Here is a 26,167-nt window from a genome sequence, read left to right as displayed (position 1 = left end):
GGAGAGCGAGGCTACTGGCCGTCGGCGCCGCCTGCACCGCCAGTACCATCTGCGCCGCCGGCGCCACCCGAGCCGCCGGTGCCGGTGCCTTCCGTGGGCCCTGTGCATTTGGAGAAGCCATCCACGATGAGGCACTCGAGCCCATCCGAGCAATCATCGCCGCCCCTGATACACGACTGCCCATCGCCGCACCGCGCTTTGCAGAGCGCGCCGCCACAGTCGATGTCGGTCTCCGTGCCGTCCTTCACGCCATTGAAGCAAAGCGGGAGGGCCGCCGGGATCTCGCAATTGAAATATTCCACCACCTCAGCCGAGGGGACCGCGTCGGAGCCCGCTCCACCATCGCCCCCGCCGCCAGTCCCCTCACTCCCCCCAGGCGCAATGATAGGTGGGTAGTGGATGCTGAAGGAAATGAAACCATTGTACTCATCGAGATCGTTGGGGTCCGCCTCCGGGGGGGGCTGTTTGCCTAGGCTCGTTTTGAGTATGGCCCTCGGAAGGAGCGCGTCGTAGCCGCCGCACTTCGTTTCGGCCTCGAGCCGGTTGAAGTGGTACTGCGTGCCCTCCGAGCAGCTCAGGTCGAGTGTTGCACGGCCTTCCGGCGTGATGACGGTCACTGCACCGCCGTCCACGTCGGCAGCCTCGTTGCCGCCCCCGCCAGCGGCGCCACCACCGCCGGCACTTGCGTTCTCGCATTGTGGGATGGTGGCGGCACCGCCGCTACCATCGGCACCGCCGCCGCCACCACCATCACCACCGGCACCGGTTCCATTCCCGGTCTGGACGCATGGATTGATGGTCACCGAGTAGCTGAACTCCCCCGAGTACGTGAAGGCGCCGCATTCCTGCGCCTGGGCGTCGAGGCGCTTGAATGCGATGCTCTTCGGAGGGAACGCGGCGATGTCGAGCGGCGGGTCGAAGACGACCTGACCTCCCTCTCTGAGGAAGCATATGTCGAGGGTTTCGCGGCTGGCGAACTGGCCGCTGGGCCCGTTTCCTGCGCCAGGTGCACCACACCGATTCAGAACATCGGCATGAAAATCCGCGTAGCAGTTGCTGCTGTCTTCGAGGAACGCGCAGACGTCATCGAATTCCTCTGCGCAGCCGGGCACGGAGACGGCTGCGGTCACGGCGAGGATCGGGGCAACGGCGGCGGTGAGCAAGACGTAACGGCGCATGGGCGCAGTCTACGCGTTCTCCCCGAGCGTGGGCCAGCTTCGCAGAGGTCTGCAGACGGCGCGCCGGCGGCGTGCGTCTCCGCCCCGCGCGCCGCCAGCTCCCCTCACAGCTCGGCGTAGGGCCCGGGGACGACGTACGCGTCGTCGTTGGCCGCGTACGTGAAGACCCCCCAGCAGACGAGCTTGTACTTGATGGCGAACGCCATCGCCTCCCTCAGGTTCGCCTTCGGCGCGAGCACGGCGAGGTTCGAGCGACGGACGCCCCACCAGCCTGGCCCGTGCTGCAGCACCGCGTCGTGGAGATCCTGCGTCGCGTGCTTGGAGTCCTCGAGCACCGCGAGGCGCAGGCGGACGAACGACTTGTCGCGCGCGGGGAAGTCGAACCAGTACAGGTTCGACCTCGCCAGCTTCGGGGTGATGCTCCCGGCGCCCTGCGCCGCGAGGAAGCGGCTGAGATCCTCGGGCGAGAGCTTCTGGGTGACCGGGTGCGTGTCGACGCCGCTGCACGTCTCGGGGCCGATCTTGAACTCACCCAGCGCGAGCGGCGCCTCGGGGCCGTTCTCGGGAGTCAAGAGGTACCGATCGATCGCGGGCAGATCGTCCGGGTACTCCACGCCGGCGTCGATGCCGCTGCACGCCGGGGCCCCCAGCGCAAGCGCGAAGGCTGCCGCGAGCGCGGGGCGCCGGGGCGCGCGGCGGCTAGACGCCGGACGCTCGTGGCCCTGGCTCGTGCGGGTGGAGGGGGGGCTCGGCGCGCTCGCCGCCGGTGCTCCGGCGGGCTCGCCCTTGCGACTCGGTTTGCTTTCGTTGGACATGTCTCTCTCGCGGCACGGGGTACCGCCTCGATCGGCGGGCGCAGCGCTGCCCGGGCCGGGCAATCATTCAATGCCGGGCACCCCGAGGGCAAACTCCTCGGCGAACATTTGGCTGGCGTGCCCTCGCTGGCCTAGAGTTCCCCCCGATGAGGCACCTCGGAATGCCGACGCTCGCGCACCTCCCCGCCTTCCGCGCCCGCCATCCGCTTGCCGCCGGAGCAGCGGGGCGCGCGGGCGTGGCCTGCGCCGCCGTGGCCGCGATCGCGCTGCTCGCCGGCTGCGGCGGCTCCCCGACCGCCCCCAAGCAGGACGACGTCTTCTACCTCCACGGCGCGGCCGGCTCCCTGAGCAAGGACTCGAGCTTCGAGGTGTACTTCCCGCCGCTCGACGCGCCGGCGACGGACCGGGTGCCGCGCCGGATCGGCGTGGGCCTCATGAACGGCGACGTCCGGATGAGCCGCCCGATGGACTGGAACGTCGGCGGCGCCGACTACACGCCCGAGCGCCGCTTCATCACGTACCAGTCCCCGCGGCAGTTCCTGTTCTCGATCTACGAGCGCATCGACAGCCCCGAGGATCCGTGGCCCGACGTGCTCAAGCGCTACGAGGCGGACCTCGAGGAGCAGGGCGCCGAGATCCTCTCCGGCCGCGCGCCTGTGGCCACGGCGAACACGCAGGGGCGCAGCTACCTCGTCAAGGCGAAGATCCCGTCGAAGCCGATCTCGGATGCCTTCGCCCACGAGATCCTGCTCCGGAGCCCCCGCCGCATCCTGCTCGTGCAGATCGTGCACCACGAGAATGTCGACGCGAACGCCGACGAGATCTCGGCCGCGCTGCAGAGCCTCACCGTTTACTGAGCGCAGGGCGAGCCCACGGCGCGAGCGCCGCCGCGCGTTCCGGCGGCGCGCGGCCTCGGTCACATCGGCGGGGGCTCGCCCCGATCGTCGTCGTCCTCGTCGTCGCCGCCCGCGAGGTGCTTGTCGTCGAGGGGGATCGTGATCACGAGCCGCTCCGCCGCAGATCCGCCGATCCACGCGGTGCGCTTGAGCGTCGCGGCGCGCGGCGAGCCGAGCTGGAACCGCGGCGCCTCCTCCGTGTCGACGTGGATCTCGAGCATCACGTCGTGGATGCCCGGCGTGAACGTCTCGATGACGCCGCGGACCAGATCCTGCCGCCGGCCCCCGGGCAAGAAGGAGAGGTACTCGTCGTAGCCGACCGGGCCGAGCACGACCTTGTAGCGGCCGGAGCCGTCGAACACGTAGCGCCCCAGGGTCAGGCTCTCGCCCAGCTGGTGGTTCATCACGCCGAGCTTGTTCCTGAACGGCTTCTCGATCTTCGTCCAGTGGCCGACGAACTGCTCGATCTTCACGCCGATGTTGCCGAGCATCTCGGACAGCACCGTCTCCAGGTTCCTCGCCGAGCGCGACTTCGAGGCGAGGACCGACGCGTAGCGGAGGAAGAAGAAGCGATCGAGCGGCGTCTCGTAGCCGCGGAAGCCGTCGATGCCGACCGCGCAGAGCATCCGGCGCGAGAAGGGATCGGCGCCCTGCTTGCGGTACGTGACGGGCAGGCGGTACTTCGTCCACGCGCGGTAGAGCAGCGACAGGAGCCGGTGGTGGAAGACGTCGAGGAGCTCGCGGATCGGCTGCGGGCCGCCCTGGTAGTCGGCCTGCGCGATCTGCTCGATGAAGTACGCCGGCAGCGGCGACACCGAGCCGTACAGGGCGAGGAACGTGGTCGAGACGCGGGCGCGCTCCACGCCGTCGGCGGCCTTGACCGGCGCGAGCTCGCTCACGTCGCTCGAGGCGAAGATGAGCGAGGGGTCGCCGCGCAGCCGGATGCGCTCGTCCTGCACCGGCCCGAGCTGGCCCACCGGCGGCGCGGCAGGGAAGAGCCGCTCGAGCAGGTAGATGAGGCGGTAGTACGAGAAGCGCGGCGCGGTATCCGCGAAGCGCCGGAGCGTCTCCAGCGCGACGGGGTCGGCGCTCGCGGCGCCTCTCGGCGCAGCCGGCTTCAGATCAGCGTCAGGCTGCCGCTCTTCGGGTCCCATTTGTGCACCACGCGTGTATTCGTGCCGGTGACCGTCAGCTGCGTGAACGAGTTCAGCGAGACGTAGGACCCGAGCATCTCGTTCAGGATGCTCGCGAACAGGTACATCTCCCCCTCGCCGACGAACCCGCCCTCGTCGAGCTCGATGTCGACCGCGACGCCGCGCACCGGCGCCCCTCGGTACAGCCGATCCGTCGGCCGCACCCGGATCGCCTTGATCGCGGCCAGGCGGAGCTGGTTCGCGCGCGCCGCCTGACGATCGACGATCGCCTGAAAATTGTAGAGATCGACCGTCGCCCGGAGCACCTCGAGCTCGGTGATCGAGCGGTAGCTCATCGCCATGTGGGCCAGCACGCGCCACTGCAGCTCGCGCCCGAGCGGCGGCGGGAGCGGCGCCGTGACGCCGGTCAGGTTGGTGAAGCTCGCCACCGCGGGTGAGGTCGCCGTCGGCACCCTGAGATCGCCGAGCTTCAGCTGCGCCGGCAGGCGGCGGTTCGTGCTCGTCGCCTCGATGCTGATCACGTCGAACTCGGGGAGGGCCCCCGCGTCCTGCGGGGAACCGAACGAGAGATACATGTCGATGCCGTCGCCGATGGCGGCCGGGCGGAGGTGCGCCTGGTAGAAGATCGTCCGCGCGGCGGCCTCGGGATCGAGCTCGTGCTGGAAGCTGAAGAACGAGGGGATCTCGACGCGCTGGCTCGTGCGCCGGGCGATGCCGACGACCTTGTCGATGCTGTGGATCTCGAAGGCCGCGGGCGCCGCGCCCGCCGGGCGGCAGAGGTACTCGTGCTTCGTGGCCTCGGGCTTGATCGGATCGCTCGTGTGCTCGAACAGGTTCACGACCGGCGAGCAGAACAGCCGGATGTTCTCCTTGCCGATCCGCGTCCCCGGCGGGAGCCCGTCCTTGAACTGCAGCAGGATCGCGAACCGGTCGGAGATCCGCTCCGCCGAGAGCGCCTGGAGGCCGGTCACCTCGAAGAACGCAAACTTCTGCGGGAGCGTGAAGAACTCCTGCAGGAGCCGGAACCCCGGGTAGACCGTCTTCGGGTACGGGATCAGCGACTCTTCATCGGAGAAGCCGGTGAGCCGCACGGCGCGCGCCGGGAGCGACGCGATCGTCGTGTCGCGCCCCGCGGCGTCCACCGCGGCCAGCGCGACGGTGTCGACGTGCGCCCCGACCCAGAGGCGGAGGTCGTCCTGCAGCCTGCGCTCGCCGTGGATGTAGAAGCGCAGCGAGGAGAGCGACAGGCCCGACAGCGCGGCGCCGCCGGTCAGGCGGAGCTCGATGCGGAGCGTCTGCGCGAGCTGCGCGCCCGTGTCGACGCGCACGTCCTCCACCGCGAGCGGGACGAGCTCGACGTCCTGCGTCGTGCGGAACCGGCACGAGACGCCGTCGACCGGCACCGACCCGACCTCCGCGTGCCGAGCGACGACGAGCTTCTCGCGCACCACGTTCGGGAGCGGCGTGAACTCGATGATCGAGGTCGCCGGGATCTGGCGGAGGTAGTGCGGAAAGAGCAGCGACGCGACCGAGTGGATCACCTCGGGGAGCTCGTCGTCGAGCTTCTGGCGGATCTTGCCGGTCAGGAACGCGACGCCCTCGAGCAGGCGCTCGACGTCGGGGTCCCCGCCCTTCTCCGCGAGCATGGGCGCGATCCCGGGGTAGGCGGCGGCGAACTCGCGCCCCAGATCCCGCAGGTAGGTGAGCTCGTCCTGGTAGTACTTGTTGAACATCCTCTCGCCACCGCCAGTCGACCGCCGGGGCCGAAGGCTGTCAACCGCCGTGAGCCAGGCCGCCGGGCGGGGGCTACGTCATCCGGACGTTGCCGCTCTGGTCCACTGCAGCGCCGAGCCGGAGCGCCTGCCGCCGGCCGTCGGGAAAGTGGATCTGCGCGGTGATCTCGAACTCGAGGACCATCGACTGGATCGCGTCGCTGCGCAGGTGCCGGACCTGCACGTTCTTCAGCCGCGGCTCGTAGGTCTGGATGCAGTTCTTGAGCGAGCGCTGCACCAGGCCGATCGCCTCGGGGAACTCATGCAGGACCTCCGAGACCTCCATGAGGCCGTAGTCCGGGCAGGTCAGCGAGCTCCCCTGGCGGGTGTTCAGCATGTGCCCGAGGTGCGTCAGGATGGCCGACTCGAGGTCGTGATCCCGGTAGGTGTGCCGCTCCGTCGAGTGCGGGTCCGCCGCGTGCGCGATTCGGGTGAGGAGGGAGGCGCCGGCCACCGCGGGATCGTAGATCAGCTCGCCCCTCGAGCGGAAGCCCGCCCGCTCAGCGCGGGGTGAGCCAGTCGTCCTCCGCGGAGACGCCCCCGTCGGTCCAGGTCCAGACGACCTTCTGGTACGTGAACGCGACCTCCTCCTGCTCGGGCAGGCGCGATTGCCCCGGGTTCCTCACGTTGAGCATGTGGAACTGGATGCTCGAGATGTTCGCGTTCGTGAGCTGGACCGTGAAGACAGGCTTCTCGACGCCGATCGCGATCGACCTGTAGAACTGGAGCTCCCAGCGGGGGATGCCCTCGTTGTGGCTGAGGATGCTGAGGAGGAGCGGCGTGGACCGGTCGAGGTCCTTCGTGACGATGAAGGGCTTGTGCATCCGCTTGCCCGTCGGGCGCCCGGTGACCGGGTCGCGCGGCCCCACCAGCGAGTGGAACACCTCGGTGACGAGGATGCTACCTTCTCGCCCCTTCTGGGTGACGGAGCCCCTGATTTCCCCTTGTCTTTCGCCGACGAGTCTGAGGTAGGCGCTGAGGGGCATGCCAACATTCTGAGCTTGCTGCGCGTGATGGCCATGCCTGATTTTGAGGAACCCCCTGATGCCCCAACGTCAGGACGACAAACGCAACCGGGCGACCCGAAGGTCGCCCGTGCGACGAGACGTCAGCAGCTAGGCGTCAGCTGCCCTGCGGCGTCTCCCAGTCGTCGTCCGCCTGACGCGCGCCGTCGCCGTCATCGAACGACCACTCGATCTTCTGGTACGTGAAGGAGACCCGCTCGTACTCCGGCCGATCCTTGGCGCCGTCCCCACCGCGCGTGTTGTCCATGTGGAAGTCGATGCTCGCGACCGTCGCGTTCGTGAGCTTGACCGTGTAGTGGTTCTGCTCCTTGCCGACGTTCTTCGATGCCGCGGTGCCCGGCGTGTAGAACTTGAGGGTCCACTCCGAGATGCTCTCGTTGTTGACCAGGGCGTTGTAGAGAAGGGGGGTCGACTTATCGAGCTCCTTCGTGATCACGAAGGGCTTGTGCTGGCGCTTCCCGCTGGGCAGCCCGGTCGCCGGGTCACGCGGGCTCACGACCTGATGCTGCACCGCGATGACAGCGATCGACTTCTCGCGACCCTTCTGGGTGACCGAGCCATCGATCGGGCCCTGGGTAACGCCCTTCAAAACGAGGTGAGCTTGCAACGCCATGATCAAATGCCTCTTCCTTCAAGAACTCGCCGCCTGGGCTCAGTCTACGCCCCATTGCGCGCTGGCAGACGGTGCGCTCCGTCGGGACTAGGAGTTCAGAGACGCAGAGATAAGACTCTTATCGTATCTCTACCCCTGTCTCTCTCAGGGAGTCCAGAAGGTAACTCCCTCTTTGGGAGCGTCAAGACTTTTGTGTCCGGGAGCAGCGCGGGTTTCTTGGCATTCGGTTCGCTTTGGGTTCGCGTTTGGTTCCTGAGCGCGCGCAATATTCCGTCACGAAGCCATCGCTTCCATAAGAGGACGCGGGCGTGTCCATCGCGTTGCGGGCGTGTGGGGAACGTGACGACGCGCAGGGCCACGGCGTGATGCTGGCATGCGCGCGACCGCCGACACGGAGAACGAGGCGGGCTGGCCGGCCACGGCCGTTGGCCGGCCATGGCCGTTGGCCGGCCAGGGCGTTAGGTCGCGAACTCGCCTTGGCGACGCCTTGCATGATACGAAGAGCGCGTGAGCATCGTTCGCTTCGGCTCCGTCGTCGGCCTGGGGCTCGCCGCCGCCCTCGCGGGCTGCGGATCGTACCCAGAGCAGCCACACGGCGAGCTCCAGACACGCAAGCAGAATCCGATCCCTGTGTGCACGACCCAGCTGCCGCCTGCGAAGCGCGGGGCGGGCGGCAAGGCGGCCGTCCGCACCCTCGACCCAGACCAGTGGCTGAGCGTCGTCATTCCCGGCTACAGCGAGGAACGAGGGATCGGGCCGACCGACGTCGACTGTACCGGCCAGTACGTGTTCGCCAACGAGACCCTTCGCGGCGGCATCTCCAAGTCCGGCTGGCCCCGCAAGATCGACCCCGACGAGGTCGAGATCCGCTCCGGGCCGGAGGGGCTTCGCGCCGTGTGGGTGCGCGTCCTCAAGTTCGAGAACGGCGACGAGGGCGGCCTCGTCGCGCTCGTGCGAGCGGCCGGCGATCGCGCGGACGTCTACGGGGTCGGCAGCTTCCGCGCGCCCGCGAAGGGGACCAAGCTGTCCCCGGTGCGCCTCGGCAACGACAACCTCGTCGTTGCCGAGACGAAGGACTGCCCTGATCCCGACGACTGCCGACAACGAGCGCACTTCTACCTTGCGCGAAGGGGACGGCTGATCGAGGCGGCGTCCGTCGACCTGGAGCGGACGGCGGTGGTGCCCTCCGTCACCGAGCGCGGGCTCTACGCCCGCTACGTGCTGCGCACCGACGTCTCCTACAAACCGAACGGCATTCAGCTGCTCGAGCAGGTGCGGGTGAAGATCGTGAAGCACGACGACGGCAACCGCGACAGCGACCGCGAGCTCCGCCGCGTGGAGTTCCAGCGATTCCTCCGGGTGGAGCGGGATACGCTCTTCTCGTCGAACGATCCGCTCTGGGAGCGCGTCGTCGGCCAGGACTAGAGCGGCGGTCGCCCGCTTCGGATACGGGCCCACCTCGACGTTTTCGGTGCTCAGCGCACAGGAGTGCGCTTGCGCGCCGAAAACGCCGATCTGGGCCCGTCTCCTGTGCGGGTGACCGCCGCTCTGCGACGCTCGTACCAGGGGCGGGCGGAAACTGCTGAAGAGCGGCGGCCGAGGCCAGGGGGGCGCGGGGGCGGGCGGCCCCCGCGACCCCTGGCTGCTCCAGCGAGCGGAGGGAGGCGTACCGGAGAGGCGGCTACCAGCAGAACAGCGCGTTGCCGTAGCCGCAGTTCGGGCGCTGGAGCATCGCGTAGGCGGTGCCGACGGCGAGGCCGCTCAGGAAGCCGGTGACGCCGCCGATCGCGATCTGACCGGCGTTCTCGTGCGGCCGCGTGTCGCCGGGGGCGACGCCGCGGGCGATGGTGGTGACGACCGAGGCGGTGAGGGGGAAGGCCACATTGCCGATGAAGGCGCCAGCGTTGAAGCGGCCAGACGAGTAGCGGAACGTGTCGACCACGAAGATGCCCGTGCCCGCGCCCGTCGCGCCCCAGGAGGCGAACGCGTGCGTCGACGGGCCGCCGAACGACTCGCAGCCCGAGTCGGACACCGCCGCGTTCGTCTCGTCGATCGAGCAGCCAGGGCGCGTCGACTCGAGCGCGTTCTTGATCGGCAGGTCCACGAGCAGCGTCAGCGCGGTCATCGTCATGGCGGGCGCCATGACCGAGAAATGCCAGCGCCCCTTCCAGCCGACCGTGGCCTCGGGATCGCTGTAATAGACACGCGGCATCAGGAAAACGACGGAGCTTCCCAGCACGAGGCTCACGTCCGAGACCGTGGCCCAGTTCTTATCGCGTTGGACCGTCGTCTGCGCGGCCGCCTCGCGCGGGGCGAGGAGGCACGCGGCGACGGCCAGACAACCTGCTGCTACGACTTTCTCCCTGATTCGCATGAACGGCGCCTCGCGTTCGGCCGCGCCTCCGGCGAAGATCGGCGAGCCCAAGGCGCGGCTCGCCGCGCGAAGCCCCGCCGTTTTGGGGCGCTAGCGTTTGTTCGGATTCCCAGAGCCGGGGAAGCGGACGATGCTCCGGCCTCCCGACTCGCCGGACGACCCATAGTCCTCTGCGGCGGTCGCAGCGTACGCCCGAGAGAACTGCTCGCCAAATATTTCCCGAAAAGTCTCCTTGTCCTCCCCCGAATAGTCGCCGTGGCGGCGCTCGTAGAGCTTCCAGAGCTCCTCGTACTTGTTCGAGAACAGCCCGCCTTTCTTGCCCGCGCGCTCGAGCTTCTCCTCGAGCGTCTTCGGGGAGAGCTTGACGAGCAGCGACCTCACGCCCCCCATCACGCCGTTCAGGAGCGCGATCTGGTGGCTCATGACATCCACGAAGATCTCGTGGAGGTGCCGCGCGGCGTCCGGGCCCCCGACCGGCGTGAGCAGGACCGTGCCGAGCTCCTTCGCGTCCTGCGCGTTCGCGACCTTGTCCGTCTCGGCGGAGCGATCGCGCGCCAGCACCTCGGCCTCGAACTCCTGGTAGCCGTCGCGCAAGCTCACGAAGCACTTCAGGAAGACCTCCATCGTGTCGCGGAGCCGCCGCGCGAAGTTGACGATGCCCGCGACGTCGTCCGGGGGCTTCGCGCCGGGCGCGAGGGCGCCCGCCAGCTCGGAGAGCGCCGCGAACGCCGCGTTCGCGGGGGCCAGCTCGCCGAGCGTGCGGTAGTCCACGCCGTAGTACTGAGAGATCTTCTGAAAATCCCGCTCCGCGAGCACGCTCGGGTGCTCCTCGCCAAGCCGGCGCAAGTAGCTCTGGCGCGCATCGGGCGGGAGGCGCGCGAGGTGATCCCAGATCATCCGGTAGACCGCGGCCCACGCGGTCCGATACGCCTCCAGGTACGGGACCACCTGACGCAGGTAGGGGTCTTCACCGCCGGGAGCGGCGCGTTTCTGCGGGCTGATCAGCGCGGAGAGGTTGTCTCCGCCCGTGCCGAGCAGCGTGCCGTCGTTCGGGCTCTCGGACTTCAGCGGCGCCTCGATGATGGCGAGCCGGATCTGGATCGGGCCGATCGTGATCTCCGGCTGGCCGGTCACGTCCACCGAGGTGTCGCGTGCCAGCCGGTGCCCCGCGAACATCGTCCCGTTGGTGGAGCCGAGGTCGCGCACGAAGATCCGGCGATCGCGGACGTCCACCGCCGCATGGAACTGGGAGATGTAGGGCCGGTCGATGTGAAGGTCGTTCAGCTGATTCCTGCCGATCCGGACAGGGAAGCGCTCGAACGAAACGTCGAAGCTTTGGTTGGCCTGGGTGTCGGACACGCGGGCCGAGAGCGCCGCCGGCATGGGGGCAGACTAGCAGACCCGCTCCGCCGGACGGGAGTGCCTGACGTCCATCCGCACCCTGCGGCCCGCCAGTCTGCGTGCAGCCCACCCAGAGGCCACGCCGAGGCCCGAGAGGGCGCCGAGGCCGACCCCCCAGCGGCGCGCCGAGCCCGGCTCGCCCGGGCCGGTCGGTTTGTTGACCGGTTTGCCTACATGGTGCGACGTTGAACCACACACCAATGAGCCTCGTCCACAAGATCCCTCCCCTGGTCTCGGCCCTGGCGTTTGGCTACGGGGTCGGGATGGCGGCGCCCCAGTCGGCGATCACGTCGGTCCAGTCGGCGGTATCGACCTACCAGCTGGGGGCAGCGCGGGCCACGGCGCCGGTCGGGGCGCTCGCCGCGGCGCCGCCGCCGAGCGCGGCGCCGGCGCGCGGGCTCGACGGCCCGGCAGCGCCGCCGGGGGGCGAGTCGCGGGAGCTGTGGCGGCTGCGCGAGGCCGCGGGGCGCGACGCGCGGGAGGGCGCCGCGTGCGAGCTCGATCGGCCGAGCTACTCGAGGCCGCCGCGCGCGTTCTCGGCCGAAGGCAGCTACGCCGACGACGTGGACGACCTCGACTCGGCCGGCGCCGAGGCGCTCTCGAAGCTGCAGCTGCCGGACCTCCGGCTCGCCGTGTCGCGCCGCACCCTGAAGTACGTCCGCTTCTTCACGCGCACCGACCGCGGGCGGCAGATGTTCGAGACGTGGCTGAAGCGGAGCGGGCGCTACCAGGAGATGATCCAGGCCGAGCTCAGGGAACGACGGCTTCCGGAGGATCTCATCTGGGTGTCGATGATCGAGAGCGGCTTCGACCCGCGGGCGAAATCGCCGGCGGGCGCCGTCGGGCTCTGGCAGTTCATGCCCGCCACCGGCGCGGTCTACGGGCTCCAGCAGACGCGGCACCTCGACCAGCGGAAGAACCCGCGCCTCGCCACGCAGGCGGCGGCGCACCACCTGCGCGATCTCTACCTGCGCTTCGGCAGCTGGGACCTCGCGCTCGCGGCTTACAACATGGGCTACGAGCAGCTGCTCGACCGCATCGATCGCTACGGGACGTCCGACTTCAACGAGCTGGCGCGCCAGGAGGCGATCCCCTCGGAGACGGCCGCGTACGTGCCGAAGATCGGGGCGGCGGCGATCGTGGCGAACAACCTGGAGCGGTTCGGGTTCGATGAGGTCGCGGTGAGCCGGCCGATCGACGCCGCCGAGATCGCGGTGTCCCCGGGGACGCCGCTCAAGACGCTGGCGAAGGCCGCCGGCATCGGGACCTCGACGCTGCGGAAGCTGAACCCCGACATCCTGGGGGACCGCGTGCCGCCCGGACGGGGAGACTACCTCGTGATGCTCCCGCCGGACACGCTCGCTCGAGCGCAGGCCGCCCTGCCCGCGATGCTCTCCACGGAGCTGCTCTCCACGGACGACGCGTCGATCCTCGATCCGGTCGATCTGCTCGGCGGACGCGACTTCGCGCCGCGGAGGGGGAGCCGGGACGACGAGAGCCTGCTCTCGCTGCTCCCGAAGCCCGCGCGGAAGCGGACGGCCGAGACGGCGGACGCGGACGACGACGACCGGCGTGCGCTCGGCAAGCGGCGCTCGATGCGCGATCCCGTGGCCACGTCCTCGCTCGACGACGGCGCGGAGGGCTCGTCCGACGACGACGCTGTCGACGTCTCGCGCGCCCCGCTGCGGGCGCGCGCCGCGCGCGGGCAGTCGCGGTCCGTGCGCGAGGTGATGCTCTACCGCGTCGCGCCCGGCGATACGCTGATCGGCGTGGCGCGGCAGTTCGTCATAGACGTCGAGGACGTCGCGCGCGATAACCGTATTGAGCCGGACCAAAAGCTCCGCGTCGGCGCCCTGCTCAAGCTGCGGATACGGCCCGACATGGTGGACCGCGTCGCGGCCGGCGAGCCGCTCGCCGCGCAGGAAAAGGACGACAGCGCCCACGACGCCGCGCCGGCGCCGCGAGGCGACGCGACCCGCGGGGGGGCCAAGCCGGCCGCGCGGGAGCGCGGAGAGGCGAGCGGGGCCGAGGGCCGCGCCCCGGAGGCCGCGGAGAAGAAGCGCAAGGGGCGAGGCTGACGAGGCGCTTTCGGACGAGGGCGCGCCTCGGCTAGCATGCCGCGCATGCAGCTCGTCGACACCAAAGCCATCGTCAAGCGACTCACCAAGAACTGCACCTCTGCCCTCGAGGCGGCGATTGGCCAGTGTGTCAACGCGCGCCACTACGAGGTAACGCTCGAGCACCTGCTCCTCGCGCTGCTCGATGACGCGAACTCCGACATCGCGTTTCTCGTATCCCACTATGATCTCGACCCCTCGCACCTCCGCGCCGCGCTCCAGCGCAGCCTGGAAGAGCTGAGGAAGGGCAACGCCGGGAGGCCCGTGCTCTCGCCGACGATGCTCGAGTGGATGCAGGACGCCTATCTCGTCGGATCCATGGAGTACGGCTACCAGCGGGTCCGGAGCGGCGTGCTCTTCCAGCGCCTCGTCCAGCAGCCGACCCGGTACTCGGTGAGCAGCATCGGCGCGTATCTCGAGGGCATCTCGAAAGACGATCTCAAGAACAACCTCCCCAAGATCGTCTCCGGCTCCAAGGAGGAGGCGGAGGCCGCCGCGGCGGCGGCGGGCGCAGGCGCGCCCGGGAAGCTGCCGGCCGGGATGGCGAGCGCCGGGCCCGACTCGGCGCTGGCGAAGTTCTGCGTGGACTACACGGGGAAGGCGCGCGCGGGGCAGATCGATCCGATCTTCGGCCGCGAGCGGGAGATCCGGCAGGTCATCGATATCCTCGCCAGGCGGCGCAAGAACAACCCGATCATCGTCGGCGACGCGGGCGTCGGGAAGACGGCGCTCGTCGAGGGGCTCGCGCTGCTCATCGTCGAGAGCACGCCGGAGAACCCGAAGGTGCCGCCGCTCCTGCAGGGCGTCGACATCCTCGGGCTCGACATGGGGCTGCTCCAGGCAGGGGCCGGCGTGAAGGGCGAGTTCGAGAACCGGATGAAGCAGGTGATCGCCGAGGTGAAGGGGTCGTCGAAGCCGATCATCCTCTTCATCGACGAGGCGCACACGCTCATCGGCGCGGGCGGCCAGCAAGGCGGCGGCGACGCGGCCAACCTGCTCAAGCCGGCGCTCGCCCGCGGCGAGCTCCGGACGATCGCGGCCACGACGTGGAGCGAGTACAAGAAATACTTCGAGAAGGACGCGGCGCTGGAGCGGCGCTTCCAGCCGGTGAAGGTCGACGAGCCGAGCGAGCCGGCGGCCGTCGTCATGCTCCGGGGGCTCCGGCCGAAGTTCGAGGCGGCCCACAACGTCATCATCCAGGATGAGGCGGTGACCGCGGCCGTGCGGCTGTCGGCGCGCTACCTGACCGGCAGGCAGCTTCCGGACAAGGCGGTCGACCTGCTCGACACCTGCGCGGCCCGCGTGAAGGTCGCGCTGCAGCAGCGCCCCGCCGCGGTCGAGGACGCCGAGATCCTCATCGTGAACACCGAGACCGAGCTCAAGGCGCTCGAGCGGGATCGCGACAAGGGCGTCCAGATCGATCAAGAGCGGGTCGCGGAGCTCAAGGACAAGCTCGCCAAGGCGAAGGCCGAGCTCGAGTCGGTGCGCGCCGATTACGCGAAGGAGACGGCGGGCACGCAGCGGGTCATCGACGCCCGCAAGAAGATGGACGAGGCCAAGACGAACGAGGAGCGGGACGCCGCGCGCCGCGACGTGGTGAAGGCCCTCGACGAGCTCAAGCAGAGCCAGGGCGAGGTGCCGCTGATCCGGCCGGACGTCGACGAGGCCATGGTCGCGAGCGTGGTCGCGGCGTGGACGGGCATCCCCGTCGGCAAGATGGTCCAGGACGACGTGAAGGCGCTCCTCGAGATGGAGGACCGGCTGACCCGGCGGATCAAGGGGCAGACGCACGGCATCGTGAGCATCTCGAAGGAGCTCCGGAGCGCGCGCGCGGGCCTGAAGCCGCTGAGCACGCCGCAGGGCGTGTTCCTGCTCGTGGGGCCCAGCGGCGTCGGCAAGACGGAGACCGCGCTCGGGATCGCCGACCTCATGTTCGGCGGAGAGCGGATGATGACGGTCATCAACATGTCCGAGTTCCAGGAGAAGCACACCGTCTCCCGGCTCATCGGCTCGCCCCCCGGCTACGTCGGCTACGGCGAGGGCGGCATGCTCACCGAGGCCGTGCGCCAGCGGCCCTACACGGTGGTGCTCCTCGACGAGGTCGAGAAGGCCGACCCCGACGTGATGAACCTGTTCTACCAGGTGTTCGACAAGGGCATGCTGAGCGACGGCGAGGGGCGGCTCGTCGACTTCAAGAACACGGTCATCATCCTGACGAGCAACCTCGCGACCGACAAGATCACGAACATGACGGTCGCGGCGCGGGAAGAAGACCCGTCGCGCCGCCTCGACGCGGACGGCGAGTTCATCAAGGAGATCGTCGAGTCGATCAAGCCGACGCTCTCCGCGCACTTCAAGCCGGCGCTGCTCGCGCGCATGACGACGGTGCCGTACCTGCCGATCTCGCCCGACGCGCTCGGCGAGATCACGCGGCTCAAGCTCGACGCGCTCGTCGACCGCCTGCGCAAGAGCCAGCGGATCGAGGCGTCGTACTCGGACGCGCTCGTCGAGACGATCGCGGCGCGCTGCACCGAGGTCGACACGGGGGCGCGCAACATCGACCATATCCTGCGGGCGTCGCTCCTGCCGCTGCTCTCGGTCGCCGTCCTCGAGAAGATGGCGGAGGGGCCGCTCCCCAAGCGGCTCCAGATCGGGGTCGACGCCGAGAAGAACTTCACGATCTCGTTCTCGGACTGAAACGGACTGAAACGGACTGAAACGGACCGAATCAGACCGATCGACGCCGCTCGCGCACCGAAAGTTGTACCGGCCGCGAGACTCCGCATAAATTGGGCGGAGCATGGTCCCGTTCGCCAAGCTCCTACAGCGTTCGATGTGGATCGGGGAGCCCCGTTCGCCCTCCCCCGCAGGGGAGGGCTCGGCGCGCCAGCCGGGGCCTCGACGTCGACCGGCGTCGCTCCTCCGCGGGGCGGCCCCGGCGAAGGTCGCGGCGGCCATCGCCGCGGCGACCTTCGCCGCCTCCCTCGGCGCCGCGCTGCCCGCCGCGCTCTCGGGCTGCACGTCCGCCGCGCCGCCGCCCGCGGCCCCCGAGCCGTGCGACGTCCAGATCGTGACGCTCTCGATCTACGCGTCCGACAACATCAACCCCAACGAGAACGGGAACCCGCGGCCCGTGGTCGTGCGGCTCTACCAGCTGAAGAGCAGCGCGCGCATGGAGAACGCGACATACGACCAGATCCTCCTCAAGGACAAGGAGACGCTCGAGGACGACCTCGCCAAGGTCGACGAGGTCGAGGTCTTCCCGAACGACCTCGTCGAGGTGAAGTTCGAGCGCCTGCCCGACGCGAGCCACCTCGTCGGCGCCGCCCTGTTCCACAGCCCGAAGGGCAACAGCTGGAAGACCTTCTACGAGTTCCCGCTCCCGCCCGGAGAGGCGCAGTGCGGCGGCCGCGAGCCCGACGCAGGTCCGCCCGTGGCCGATCCGCGGGTCGCGTTCTTCATCGACTCGACAAAGATCGACAACGGGGTCGAGTTCGACGAGTCGATGTTCCCCAACGCGAGCGCCGTTCGCCGGCTCAGCCTGCCGAAGAAGGTGGCCGCGCCAGAGGCGCCCGCTCGCCCGGGGAAGTGATCGCCGTGGCGCGCGCAGGTCGTCCTCCCAGCGGCAGTCCACGCGGCGTGCGCGACGTGATCGCGCGGCCGCCGGCGACGACGAGCGGCCCGATGCGCGCAGCGCAGCGTCGGCGCTCCCCGCGCCTGACCCGCTTTCGCGACGCCGCGCACGGCACATCTGATAAGACTGGACGGGCGACATGATTCACCCGCGCAAGCCGGTCTGGACCGAGGGGCTCTTCATGACCCCTCAGCACCTGCAGCAAACGGACGCCTACCACGAGACGCTGCTCCATGCGCGCCTCCATGCCGTCGTGGGCTACGACTGGGGCATCACGTCCGCCCAGTTCGATGAGCGCGCGCTCTCCGCCGGGCAGTTCAAGGTCGTCAAATGCCACGGCGTCTTCCCCGACGGCACGCCGTTCTTCATCGGCGATCGCGGCGAAGATCAGGTCGAGGCGCGGCCGCTCGAGGGCGCCTTCCCGGCCGCGTTGAAGACGCTCGACGTCTTCCTCGGCATCCCGAACCTGCGCGAGACCGCCGCGAACATCAGCCTGGACCCGGCGAAGGCGGGCCCCGCCCAGCGGTTCGTGGCCGCCCAGACGACGGTCCCGGACGTGAACTCCGGCCGCAACGAGCAGTCGGTCACCTGGGCCCGCACCAACCTGCGGCTCCTCTTCGGCACCGAGCCGCGCGACGCGTACCAGACCGTGCGCATCGCGCAGCTCGTCCGCGACAGCTCCGGCGCGATCGCCCTGCGGAAGAGCTTCATCCCGTCGGTCCTTCGCATCAACACGTCGGACCACATCATGTCCGGCCTCCGCCGCGTGCTCTCGGCGCTCGTCGGCAAGCAGAAGTCGCTCGTCGAGGGGCGGCGCATGCGCAACGCGGCGTCGGTCGACTTCCAGGCCTCCGATCTCACCAAGTTCTGGCTGCTCCACACCCTGAACTCGTACATCCCGATCGTGTCGCACCTCGTCGACCACGGCGGCGCGCACCCGGAGCAGTGTTATGTCGTCCTCGGCTCGCTCATCGGAGAGCTCTGCACCTTTGCGGCCACCGACAGCGATCCGACGACGATCCCCAAGTTCAACTACCTCGAGCTCGATGGCGTCCTCGACCCGATGTTCGACCGGGCCTGGAAGCTCATCAACGAGGTTGTCACGGAGCAGTTCGTCATCGTGCCGCTCGAGAAGCGCGAGGACGGCATGTACCTCGGCAGGTTCGAGGACCCGAAGCTGCCCCGCAGCCACGAGATGTTCCTCGAGGCGAAGGGCACGGACGAGGCCACGCTGCGCGAGCGGCTCCCGCGCCTGCTCAAGATCGGCTCGTGGACGCAGATCGGCCACATCCTGCACTCCGCGACGCCCGGCGTGAACGTCGCCATCGAGTACCGGCCGCCGGGCGCCATCCCGGTCAAGCCGGGGCTCGTCTACCTCCGCGTCAACCAGAACGGCGATTACTGGAACGATATCCTCGGCTCTGGCACGATCGCCATCTACCAGCCCATCGAACCGCAAAAGGTCGATCTCCGGCTGATCGCCGTGCCGGCAGGAAAGTGAACGTGTCAGGCCGCCCCTTCCGGGTGAGGAGCCCATGAGCCTCTCGCAGACGATGTACTTTGTGTGCTCCGACGTGCTCTCGCTGATCCTGCAGCTCAGGAACTCGCGCGACCTCCCGGCGCCCGACATCCTCCAGCGGCGCGTCCTCGGCCTGTTCGACACGATGATGCAGAACGGCCGTGAGGCCCGCATCCCCGAGCAGGACATGATCGACGCGAAGTTCGCGCTCGCGGCCTTCGCCGACGAGGTGATCTTCAACTCGAACTGGCCGGGGAGGACGCAGTGGCTCCAGAACCCGCTGCAGTTCCAGTTCTTCCAGCTGAACACGGCCGGCGACGGGTTCTTCACGAACCTCGACAACCTCTACGGCCAGCGCGGAAGGAACCACGTCGCGCAAATCTACTTCCTCTGCTTGGCCCTCGGCTTCCAGGGGAAATATCGTCTGCGTCAGCAGGAGGGCCTCGGCGCCGTCATCGAGGGCGTGGGCAACCACGTCGCTGTCGCCGAGGGCGGCGGTGAGGCCCTCGCGCCGAACGCGGAGCGCAAGGACGGCGGGGCGAACGCGGTGCGCCGCGAGCTGCCCTTCCTGGCCATCGCGCTCGGGCTGCTCGTGCTGGCCGTCCTCGTGGTCATCGTGCTCCGGCTCGTCGTGGCCTCGGACGCGGAGGGCGTGGCCGACCAGATCAAGAAGCTGATCAGCACGGGGACCTAGGCGACTCCGCCGTCCTCTGCTGTTCCCGAGGGAGACTTCCGATGTGGCTGTGGATCCTGAGCGCCCTGTTCCTCACCGCCGTGTGGGGAGTGTGGTTCATGCTGCGCACGGCGGCAGGGGAGGGGGCCGAGGCGTTCCCGATCGAGATCCCGCTCGTGGCGACGGCGGTCGTCCTCGCCCTGCTCGTCGGGCTGGCGGTCTATCGGCGCATCCGCGCGGCGCGCGCCGCGCGGGCGCTCGAGAAGGCGATCGCGCAGCAGGCGCAGGAGCAGGTGATCAACGCGAAGCCGGAGCGGCGCGCGGAGATCCAGGAGCTCAACCGGCAGATGCAGGAGGGCATCGCCGCGCTCAAGGCCTCGAAGCTCGGCGGAGGCAAGCGGGGCGCCGACGCGCTCTACGTCCTCCCCTGGTACGTGATGGTCGGCCCGCCCGGGGCAGGCAAGACCACCGCCCTCCGGCACTCCGGGCTCGTGTTCCCGTACATCGACCCCGAGCGCACCGGCGTGCGCGGCGTCGGCGGCACCAGGAACTGCGAGTGGTGGTTCACGAACGAGGCGATCCTCCTCGACACCGCCGGCCGGTACACGACCGAGAGCGACGACCACGACGAGTGGATGGCGTTCCTCGAGACCCTGCTGCAGCACCGCGAGCAAAAGCCGCTGAACGGCGTCATCGTCGCGGTGAGCCTGAGCGAGCTGCTCGACGCGAGCGACGAGCAGATCGATCAGACCGGCAAGAAGATCCGCGCGCGCATCGACGAGATGCAGCAGACGCTGCACATGGTCCTGCCGGTCTACGTGCTCTTCACGAAGAGCGACCTGGTGGCGGGCTTCACCGAGTACTTCGGCGACCTGAAGAAGAGCGAGCGCGCCCAGGCGTGGGGCGCCACCGTGCGGCTCGACGAGAACAAGGACGAGCCCGGGAAGATCTTCGACCGCGAGTTCGACGTGCTCGTCGAGAAGCTCCACGCGCGCCTCACGAAGCGGCTCATCAGCGAGCGCAACCGCGAGGTGAAGGAGAAGAGCTACCAGTTCCCGCTCGAGTTCGCGGCGGTGAAGCGCAACCTGTCGGACTTCATCGCGGCGGCGTTCGCGCCCAAGGCGGGCGCTGCGCCCACGCCGATCCTGCGCGGGTTCTACTTCACGAGCGGCGTCCAGGAGGGGCGGCCGCTCGACCGCGTGGTCGGGGCGATGGGGCGCGCGTTCGGGCTCCGCGCGGGGCTCGGCGAGGGCGAGGAGGACGCGGCGGCCCCGAAGGAGTCGAAGAGCTTCTTCCTGCACGACGTCTTCACCAACGTCGTCTTCCCGGATCAGGACCTCGCCGCGCGCTCCGAGGCGGAGCTCCGGCGGCGGCGGATGCAGCGGATCCTGGTGGCCGCGGCCGCGGCGCTCGTGGCGCTCCTGTTCCTCCTGCCGGCGGTGATCTCGTACTTCAACAACAAGGCGCTCGTCGCCGAGACCCGGCGCATCTCGGACGAGATCGCGTTCGTGGACTGGTCGGGGCGCAGCGGCACGCCGCCGAACGTGCGCGCGAACATCGACAAGCTCGATCGGCTGCAGGAGCACGTGGGGCGGCTCGACGGTTACGTCGAGAACACGCCGATCGAGTACGGCTGGTTCATGTTCCAGGGGGACAAGCTGTTCCCGCCGACGATGGGCCAGTACATCACGAGCCTGAAGCAGGGCTTCGTCAGCCCGGCGAAGGCGCAGCTCGAGGCGAAGCTCGAGAAGGTGCGCGAGGGGGAGTTCCTGGACGGCTACAACGCCCTGCGGAGCTACCTCCTGCTCGGCAAGGAGTACCAGGGCCACATGGATGAGCAGGCGGCGCGGTGGCAGACCGGGCGGCTCGTCCAGGTCTGGGCCGACACCCTGAAGCCGTTCACCGATCTGCCCGAGAGCGAGCTCAAGGAGCGGCTCACGCCGCACGTCGCGTACTACATCGATCTCGTGCGGCGGAAGAAGCTCGAGGCCGAGGAGCTGAACGAGCCGCTCATCGCCCGGGCGCGCGCCGACCTGCTGCGGGTCGACCCGACGAAGCGCTACTACGATCAGTTTGTAACGAGCCTGATCGATCAGAAGTACGACGAGTCGGGGCCGAACACGCCGGAGAACCTGAAGTACCCGCCGGTGTCGCTCAACGAGATGTTCGCGGATCGGCCCGAGGTGCTGACCGTCGTCCACAGCGCGCAGAAGAACCGGGGCGGGACGTGGTTCGAGGTGCAGGGGCCCTACACGGCCAAGGGGCACGCGCAGGTGCTCGAGTCGCTGAAGGAGGGGAGGAAGAAGCTCGAGCGCGAGCTCTGGGTGCTCCCCCTGTCGAGCGACGAGAAGCGGCAGGGCGATCAGATCCAGAAGGAGCTCGACCGCGTCCGGCAGGACTACGACAACGCGTACATCGCGCAGTGGGAGGCGTTCTTCCGCGACATCCAGGTCGACGTCCCGAAGACGAACCGGGACGCGATCCACGAGTTCAGGGTGCTCTCCACGCCCGACTGGCCCTACCGGCGGCTGCTCCAGCGGCTCTCGGACGAGACGCAGTTCGGGAAGGACGAGAAGCCGAGCCTGCTGACGGCGGACGGCGGCCTGCTCGACAGGGCCAAGGACATGATCGCGCAGAAGGTCGACCAGCGGACGGGCGTGCGGATCGACTCGATGCTCACGGGGAACCAGCGCGAGCACTACGATCCGGTGCCTGACAAGTTCGAGTCGATGGCCAGCTTCGGGGTGCCCCAGCCGCCGGCGGGCGAAGGGCAGCCCCCGCCGCCCCCGCCCAAGCTCGGCCAGTACGTGGGCCACCTCGAGCGGCTGGCAGGGGAGATGAGCGTCGTCGAGGACGGGCCGCCGGACGCGGACACCTCGAAGGCCACGGAGGCGTTCCAGGACGCGGTGAAGGAGACCCAGGGGCTGCTGCTCTCGATGGACCAGAACGGGCAGCGGCTGATGGAGCCGCTCCTCATGAACCCCCTCCGGCAGGCGTACAAGGCCGTCGTGCGGCGCGCAGGCGGCGCGGCGAGCGGGATCTGGGAGGTCGAGGTCTGGCCGCACTACCGCGACAAGATCAAGGACCGCTACCCGTTCAACCTCGCGTCGTCACGCGACGCGTCGCTCGAGGACGCGATGGCCTTCTTCAAGCCGAAGGACGGGGTGCTCTGGGGCTTCTACGAGACGTACCTCAAGGGCTTCCACTACCAGGTCGGGCACGAGTTCTTCCCGAAGGCGCACCTGTCGGGGCAGCCGCAGGCGGCGAAGCCGTTCACGCCGTTCAGCGCGAACCTGTACAACTGCCTGAGGCGCTCGAACGAGATCTCCGACGCGCTCTTCGGGAGCAGCGGCGGGGCGGATCCGAAGGTCGTCTTCCACATCAACATGAAGACGGTCAGCCCGATCGTGAGCGAGGTGGTCTTCGAGGTCGACGGCCAGAAGAGGCTCTATCGCAACGAGAAAGAGTTCTGGCACACCTTCAACTGGCCGGGCGAAGGCGCGAAGGGGGCGAGGATCCAGGTGCGCGGCGCGGGGGGGCTCGACGAGGAGCTCGTGCGCGAAGGGCCGTGGGGGATCTTCCGGCTCTTCGAGGCCGGGACGACCACCGCCCAGAAGGACAACGACGAGCTGTTCACGGTGACCTGGCAGATGACGGCGCCGCCGGTGACGGTGACCATGGAGATCAGGCCGACCCGGGGGAACCACCCGTTCCCGACGAGCTTCTTCCGGGCGACCAACTGCCCTGCAAGCATCGGCGATCGCTTCGGCAAAGGGTGAGGTAGGCAGCAGCAACGGAGCCAGCGGGGGAGGGGGCGTCGTGCGGGGGGCCGGCGGGGGCCCCTCCCGCGAACTCGCGCCTTTTGGGGGGCCGTTGCCGTGAGAACGGGGGGGACGAGACCGTGCGCGAGCGGCTCCGGGGCGGGCCGGCGCTCGGGTTCGCGGGGCCCTACCCCGCCGGCCCCCCGCACGACACCCCCTCCCCCGCTGGCTCTTTGTGAAAAGGGGGGGAGAGGGGGGCGAGGGGGCGTGGGACCTTGATGACGTGGTTCGGGGGGGCGCTCGCACGTTCCTGGCGCAACCGGGAAGGTGGTAGCGCTCGGTGAGCGGTTCGTGGTTCACTCCCAGCAGTCATGTTCTGGCGCCGCAAGAAGGGCCCTGCCGCTCCGCCGCAGATCGGCTGCTTCGGCAAGCTGCCCGCCACGGGCGATTTCATCCGGCTGAACGCAGGTGGAGAAGAGCTCGCGGCCTTCGACCGCTGGCTGGGCGCGTCCATCGATTTCGCCCGGCGCGCCATGGGCGCCCATTTCGATGCGCACTACCAGACGGCCCTGGGCCTCTTCGTCTTCCACGGAGAACCGAAAGGCGACGAGCCGCCCACCCGCGGGCTCGTGGGCGCCTGGGCCGCCAGCGGCGATAACGCCGGGCGGCTCTACCCGATGGTGGTGTTCGGGTCCTACGATTACGATCAACTCGTCTCCGCCGGGCCGTCGCTCCCCATCACCCTGTTCCCCCTCCTCGCCGCCGCCCACGACGCCGCGACAAACGGCAGGACCCTGCCCGTCGACGCCTTCCTCCACCGCGTCTCCCAGATCACGCCGCCGTCGCTCGACGACCCCGAATCGGCCCAGGCCGCCTACCGCGCATGGCTAAGGACCCACCCGATGAAGGCGCTCTGGGACGCCGGCTTCGGCACCGACGCGAGCCGCTTCTGGGTGCTGCAGAACATCCTCGACTCGGTGATCCCCTTCCGCGGTCAGGAGCTCCCGAGGACAGGGCTCGCCCTCAGGCTGCCGCTCGGCGCAGGAGACGCCTACGCCGCCGCCGTGTGGATGGACATGACCCGCCGCCTGTCGAAATGGGGACGCACGCTGATGAACGCGTTCTGGACACCCCAGCGGACCCTGCTCCTCCACCTCGGTACCCCCCACGTGGGCTCGTTCCGCGAGATGATCGCGCCCACCACCCAGGCCGAGCACATCGCCGACCTCTGCGGACCCCCACGCGTCGAGGAGCACGTTTCCCGACATGCGCTCGGGCCAGAGCTCGACGCGCTCGTCGCCCGGACCGACCTGTCGCTCGACAGCTTCCTGGAATCCCTCGGCTGAGCCGATGCCCGCGCCGAAGGCACCCGCTCCACCTGGCGCGCGGCCGCTCCGGTGCGCCGCCCAGCTCACCGCCGAAGTCGCCGTGCAGCCGTCGCGCGGTCGTCGTGCAGTCTTCGTCTGATTCGCCGTCCACACCCAGGACGCCTTGATATCCTGCGCGCCCCATGGCCGCTGAAGACGCCATCCAACAATCCAAAGAGCGGATCGAGGCGCTGTACGCGCCCATCAACGGCGGCGTCGGCGCCGACGTCACCTACGACGAGGCGTTCGAGGGCCTCAAGAACGAGGTCGACAAGCTGCAGTCGCTCGCGGGCGGCAAGGTCGACTGGGGGCGCATCGCGAGCGTCGCCGATGAGCTCCTGAGCGAGAAGTCCAAGGACTTCCGCGTCGCGCTCTACTACGCGGCGGCGAAGTCGCAGATCGACAAGCTGCCCGGCCTGCTCGACGGGCTCGTGCTCGTGCAAGAGCTGAACAACGCGTTCTGGGACACGATGTATCCCGCGATCAAGCGGCCCAAGGCGCGCGGCAACCTGTGCTCCTGGTTCGGAGACCTCGCGGCAGGGACGCTCACCGGCATCACCGTCTCCGCCGCGGACCGCGACGTGGTGAACGCCATCGACCAGGTGAGCCGCGCCCTGGACGTCGACCTCGCCGACAAGCTCGGCGACGCCTACGGAGGGCTCGGCTCGCTCCGGAACGCGATGCGCAGCCTCGTCGCGAGCCTGCCCGCGGAGGCGCCGCCTCCGCCGCCTCCGCCTCCACCCCCGCCGCCTCCACCTCCGCGGGTCGAGCCGCCGAAGGCCGAGGCGCCGCCGGCGGCCACGGTTGCGGCCGCCGCGCCGCCGCCCGCGCCCGCGCCCGTCGCCGCCGCGGGCGATCCGGCGCTCAGCCTCGAGGCGATCGTCGACGAAGACTCCGCGCTCGCCGCCCTCGGCAAGTGCTCGCCCCTGATGGCGCGCGCGGGCGACGCGCTGCGGGCGGCAGATCCGAAGCGGGCGTCCGCGTACCGCATCCTCCGGGTCGGGCTCTGGGTCGACCTCCTCGACGATCCGGGCGCGTCGTCTCCGACCGGCAGCACGGCGATCCCGCCGCCGCCCGAGCACGTGCTGCAGACGCTCCCGGCGCTCACGACCCAGGGGGCGTTCGCCGATCTGCTGCAGGTCGCCGACGAGTACGCGCAGAGCTATCCCCTCTGGCTCGATCCGCACAGGTACGTCGCGAACGCGCTCGAGCAGCTCGGCGACGACTACGCCGACGCCAAGCGGGCGGTGCTCGTCGAGGTGGGCGCCCTGCTGCTCCGCGCGCCGCTCCTGCCGACCCTCAAGTTCAGCGACGGCACGCCGTTCGCCGACGGCGAGACGCAGGCCTGGCTCTCGTCCGAGGTCGCGGCCGCGCTCGGCGGCTCGGGTGCGAGCGGCGCCGCAGCCCCGGCCAGGCCGCGGAGCTACCTCGACAAGCCGCTCTCCGACGCCCGAGGGCTCGTCGCGAACCAGCAGCCCATCGACGCGATGGCGCTCCTCGAGAAGGCCGCCGCCGCGGCTCCGACGGCGCTGGACCGCTTCCGCGTGAGGCTCGCGATGGCCCAGATCAATATCGAGCTGTCCCAGTTCCTCGTGGCGCGGGCGCAGCTCGAGGCGCTGGAGCACCTCGTCGACCACCACCGACTCACCACCTGGCAGCCAGATCTCTGCGCGGAGCTCTACGCCGCGCTCCACACGTGCTACCGGGTCCTGAACCAGGGCTACGAGGCCACCCCCGAGGCCAAGGCGAAGGAGACGCTCTGCTTCGAGCGCGTCTGCCAGCTCGACGCGGCGCTCGCCTTGAAGATGTCGCTGGGGGAGTGAGCCGGATGCCGGGGGGCAGGGGGGCAGCGTGGCAGCGTGGCAAAG

General features: G+C 69.5%; 19 protein-coding genes. 10 read left to right on the top strand and 9 right to left on the bottom strand.

Going from position 1 to position 26,167, the window contains the following annotated elements; translation table 11 throughout:
• Positions 1-11: 11 nt before the first annotated feature.
• Together WME95_RS27875 and WME95_RS27870 are read right to left on the bottom strand one after the other, a co-directional pair.
• Positions 12-1,178, bottom strand: a complete 1,167-nt coding sequence (locus WME95_RS27875) for a hypothetical protein (RefSeq protein WP_437902408.1) — start codon at positions 1,176-1,178, stop codon at positions 12-14.
• Between the two features lie 104 nt (positions 1,179-1,282).
• The gene (locus WME95_RS27870; RefSeq protein ID WP_437902407.1) at positions 1,283-1,993 is read right to left on the bottom strand and encodes a hypothetical protein; all 711 of its coding nucleotides are present in this window, start codon (positions 1,991-1,993) and stop codon (positions 1,283-1,285) included.
• A gap of 146 nt (positions 1,994-2,139) precedes the next feature.
• Here WME95_RS27870 and WME95_RS27865 point away from each other — a divergent pair, with 146 nt between their 5' ends.
• Positions 2,140-2,850 (top strand): hypothetical protein, encoded by a 711-nt coding sequence (locus tag WME95_RS27865; protein WP_437902406.1) that lies wholly within the window; start codon positions 2,140-2,142, stop codon positions 2,848-2,850.
• 59 nt (positions 2,851-2,909) lie between these two features.
• On the opposite strand, the gene tssG is transcribed toward WME95_RS27865, so the two are convergent.
• From tssG to WME95_RS27840, 5 genes are all read right to left on the bottom strand, one after another.
• Positions 2,910-4,043 carry a type VI secretion system baseplate subunit TssG gene (gene tssG, locus WME95_RS27860; protein ID WP_437292886.1) on the bottom strand — a complete coding sequence of 378 codons (1,134 nt, stop codon included), beginning with the start codon at positions 4,041-4,043 and terminating at the stop codon, positions 2,910-2,912.
• On the bottom strand, positions 4,007-5,776 hold the full coding sequence (gene tssF / locus WME95_RS27855; protein WP_012237629.1) for a type VI secretion system baseplate subunit TssF: 1,770 nt from the start codon (positions 5,774-5,776) through the stop codon (positions 4,007-4,009). Before tssF ends, tssG begins: the two co-directional genes overlap by 37 nt.
• Before the next feature lie 73 nt (positions 5,777-5,849).
• Positions 5,850-6,269 (bottom strand): type VI secretion system baseplate subunit TssE, encoded by a 420-nt coding sequence (gene tssE, locus WME95_RS27850; RefSeq protein WP_437541436.1) that lies wholly within the window; start codon positions 6,267-6,269, stop codon positions 5,850-5,852.
• 46 nt (positions 6,270-6,315) lie between these two features.
• A complete protein-coding gene (gene tssD, locus WME95_RS27845; RefSeq protein WP_437902405.1) occupies positions 6,316-6,801 on the bottom strand; it encodes a type VI secretion system tube protein TssD in 486 nt (161 codons plus the stop codon).
• Positions 6,802-6,937: 136 nt separating this feature from the next.
• Positions 6,938-7,453 carry an Hcp family type VI secretion system effector gene (locus WME95_RS27840; protein WP_437902404.1) on the bottom strand — a complete coding sequence of 172 codons (516 nt, stop codon included), beginning with the start codon at positions 7,451-7,453 and terminating at the stop codon, positions 6,938-6,940.
• A 507-nt stretch (positions 7,454-7,960) separates the two neighbouring features.
• Between WME95_RS27840 and WME95_RS27835 the strand changes: the two genes are divergently transcribed.
• Positions 7,961-8,878, top strand: coding sequence for a hypothetical protein (locus WME95_RS27835; protein ID WP_437541431.1), 918 nt, complete (start codon positions 7,961-7,963; stop codon positions 8,876-8,878).
• A 256-nt stretch (positions 8,879-9,134) separates the two neighbouring features.
• Here WME95_RS27835 and WME95_RS27830 read toward each other — a convergent pair whose 3' ends face one another.
• Entirely contained in the window at positions 9,135-9,827 is a 693-nt protein-coding gene (locus WME95_RS27830; RefSeq protein WP_437541430.1) for a hypothetical protein, read from the bottom strand.
• A 90-nt stretch (positions 9,828-9,917) separates the two neighbouring features.
• Positions 9,918-11,210 carry a type VI secretion system-associated FHA domain protein gene (locus WME95_RS27825; RefSeq protein ID WP_437541428.1) on the bottom strand — a complete coding sequence of 431 codons (1,293 nt, stop codon included), beginning with the start codon at positions 11,208-11,210 and terminating at the stop codon, positions 9,918-9,920.
• Between the two features lie 218 nt (positions 11,211-11,428).
• On the opposite strand from WME95_RS27825, the gene WME95_RS27820 reads away from it, so the two are divergent.
• The 8 genes from WME95_RS27820 to tssA all read left to right on the top strand — a co-directional run bounded on the left by WME95_RS27820 (position 11,429) and on the right by tssA (position 26,122).
• Positions 11,429-13,306 (top strand): transglycosylase SLT domain-containing protein, encoded by a 1,878-nt coding sequence (locus WME95_RS27820; protein ID WP_437902403.1) that lies wholly within the window; start codon positions 11,429-11,431, stop codon positions 13,304-13,306.
• Between the two features lie 36 nt (positions 13,307-13,342).
• Positions 13,343-16,042, top strand: a complete 2,700-nt coding sequence (gene tssH / locus WME95_RS27815; RefSeq protein WP_437541423.1) for a type VI secretion system ATPase TssH — start codon at positions 13,343-13,345, stop codon at positions 16,040-16,042.
• A 103-nt stretch (positions 16,043-16,145) separates the two neighbouring features.
• Entirely contained in the window at positions 16,146-16,937 is a 792-nt protein-coding gene (gene tssJ, locus WME95_RS27810; protein ID WP_437902402.1) for a type VI secretion system lipoprotein TssJ, read from the top strand.
• A gap of 181 nt (positions 16,938-17,118) precedes the next feature.
• Positions 17,119-18,480 (top strand): type VI secretion system baseplate subunit TssK, encoded by a 1,362-nt coding sequence (gene tssK, locus WME95_RS27805; protein ID WP_437541419.1) that lies wholly within the window; start codon positions 17,119-17,121, stop codon positions 18,478-18,480.
• 34 nt (positions 18,481-18,514) lie between these two features.
• Entirely contained in the window at positions 18,515-19,192 is a 678-nt protein-coding gene (locus WME95_RS27800; protein ID WP_437541416.1) for a DotU family type IV/VI secretion system protein, read from the top strand.
• Between the two features lie 41 nt (positions 19,193-19,233).
• A complete protein-coding gene (gene tssM / locus WME95_RS27795) occupies positions 19,234-22,950 on the top strand; it encodes a type VI secretion system membrane subunit TssM (RefSeq protein WP_437902401.1) in 3,717 nt (1,238 codons plus the stop codon).
• A 353-nt stretch (positions 22,951-23,303) separates the two neighbouring features.
• Complete coding sequence (gene tagF, locus WME95_RS27790; RefSeq protein ID WP_437902400.1) at positions 23,304-24,278, top strand: type VI secretion system-associated protein TagF; 975 nt, start codon at positions 23,304-23,306, stop codon at positions 24,276-24,278.
• A gap of 164 nt (positions 24,279-24,442) precedes the next feature.
• Positions 24,443-26,122, top strand: a complete 1,680-nt coding sequence (tssA, locus tag WME95_RS27785) for a type VI secretion system protein TssA (protein ID WP_437902399.1) — start codon at positions 24,443-24,445, stop codon at positions 26,120-26,122.
• The last annotated feature ends 45 nt before the right edge of the window (positions 26,123-26,167 follow it).

This window comes from Sorangium sp. So ce327 (assembly GCF_051530205.1).
GTDB lineage: Bacteria > Myxococcota_A > Polyangia > Polyangiales > Polyangiaceae > Sorangium > Sorangium cellulosum_B.
This window is presented reverse-complemented; position numbering and strand designations above follow the sequence as displayed.

Coding starts and splice junctions, on each gene's coding strand:
- WME95_RS27875 (WP_437902408.1), bottom strand. CDS start 1,178: ATGCGCCGTTACGTCTTGCTCACCGCCGCCGTTGCCCCGATCCTCGCC.
- WME95_RS27870 (WP_437902407.1), bottom strand. CDS start 1,993: ATGTCCAACGAAAGCAAACCGAGTCGCAAGGGCGAGCCCGCCGGAGCA.
- WME95_RS27865 (WP_437902406.1), top strand. CDS start 2,140: ATGAGGCACCTCGGAATGCCGACGCTCGCGCACCTCCCCGCCTTCCGC.
- tssG (WP_437292886.1), bottom strand. CDS start 4,043: ATGGGACCCGAAGAGCGGCAGCCTGACGCTGATCTGAAGCCGGCTGCG.
- tssF (WP_012237629.1), bottom strand. CDS start 5,776: ATGTTCAACAAGTACTACCAGGACGAGCTCACCTACCTGCGGGATCTG.
- tssD (WP_437902405.1), bottom strand. CDS start 6,801: ATGCCCCTCAGCGCCTACCTCAGACTCGTCGGCGAAAGACAAGGGGAA.
- WME95_RS27840 (WP_437902404.1), bottom strand. CDS start 7,453: ATGGCGTTGCAAGCTCACCTCGTTTTGAAGGGCGTTACCCAGGGCCCG.
- WME95_RS27830 (WP_437541430.1), bottom strand. CDS start 9,827: ATGCGAATCAGGGAGAAAGTCGTAGCAGCAGGTTGTCTGGCCGTCGCC.
- WME95_RS27825 (WP_437541428.1), bottom strand. CDS start 11,210: ATGCCGGCGGCGCTCTCGGCCCGCGTGTCCGACACCCAGGCCAACCAA.
- WME95_RS27820 (WP_437902403.1), top strand. CDS start 11,429: ATGAGCCTCGTCCACAAGATCCCTCCCCTGGTCTCGGCCCTGGCGTTT.
- tssH (WP_437541423.1), top strand. CDS start 13,343: ATGCCGCGCATGCAGCTCGTCGACACCAAAGCCATCGTCAAGCGACTC.
- tssJ (WP_437902402.1), top strand. CDS start 16,146: ATGGTCCCGTTCGCCAAGCTCCTACAGCGTTCGATGTGGATCGGGGAG.
- tssK (WP_437541419.1), top strand. CDS start 17,119: ATGATTCACCCGCGCAAGCCGGTCTGGACCGAGGGGCTCTTCATGACC.
- WME95_RS27800 (WP_437541416.1), top strand. CDS start 18,515: ATGAGCCTCTCGCAGACGATGTACTTTGTGTGCTCCGACGTGCTCTCG.
- tssM (WP_437902401.1), top strand. CDS start 19,234: ATGTGGCTGTGGATCCTGAGCGCCCTGTTCCTCACCGCCGTGTGGGGA.
- tagF (WP_437902400.1), top strand. CDS start 23,304: ATGTTCTGGCGCCGCAAGAAGGGCCCTGCCGCTCCGCCGCAGATCGGC.
- tssA (WP_437902399.1), top strand. CDS start 24,443: ATGGCCGCTGAAGACGCCATCCAACAATCCAAAGAGCGGATCGAGGCG.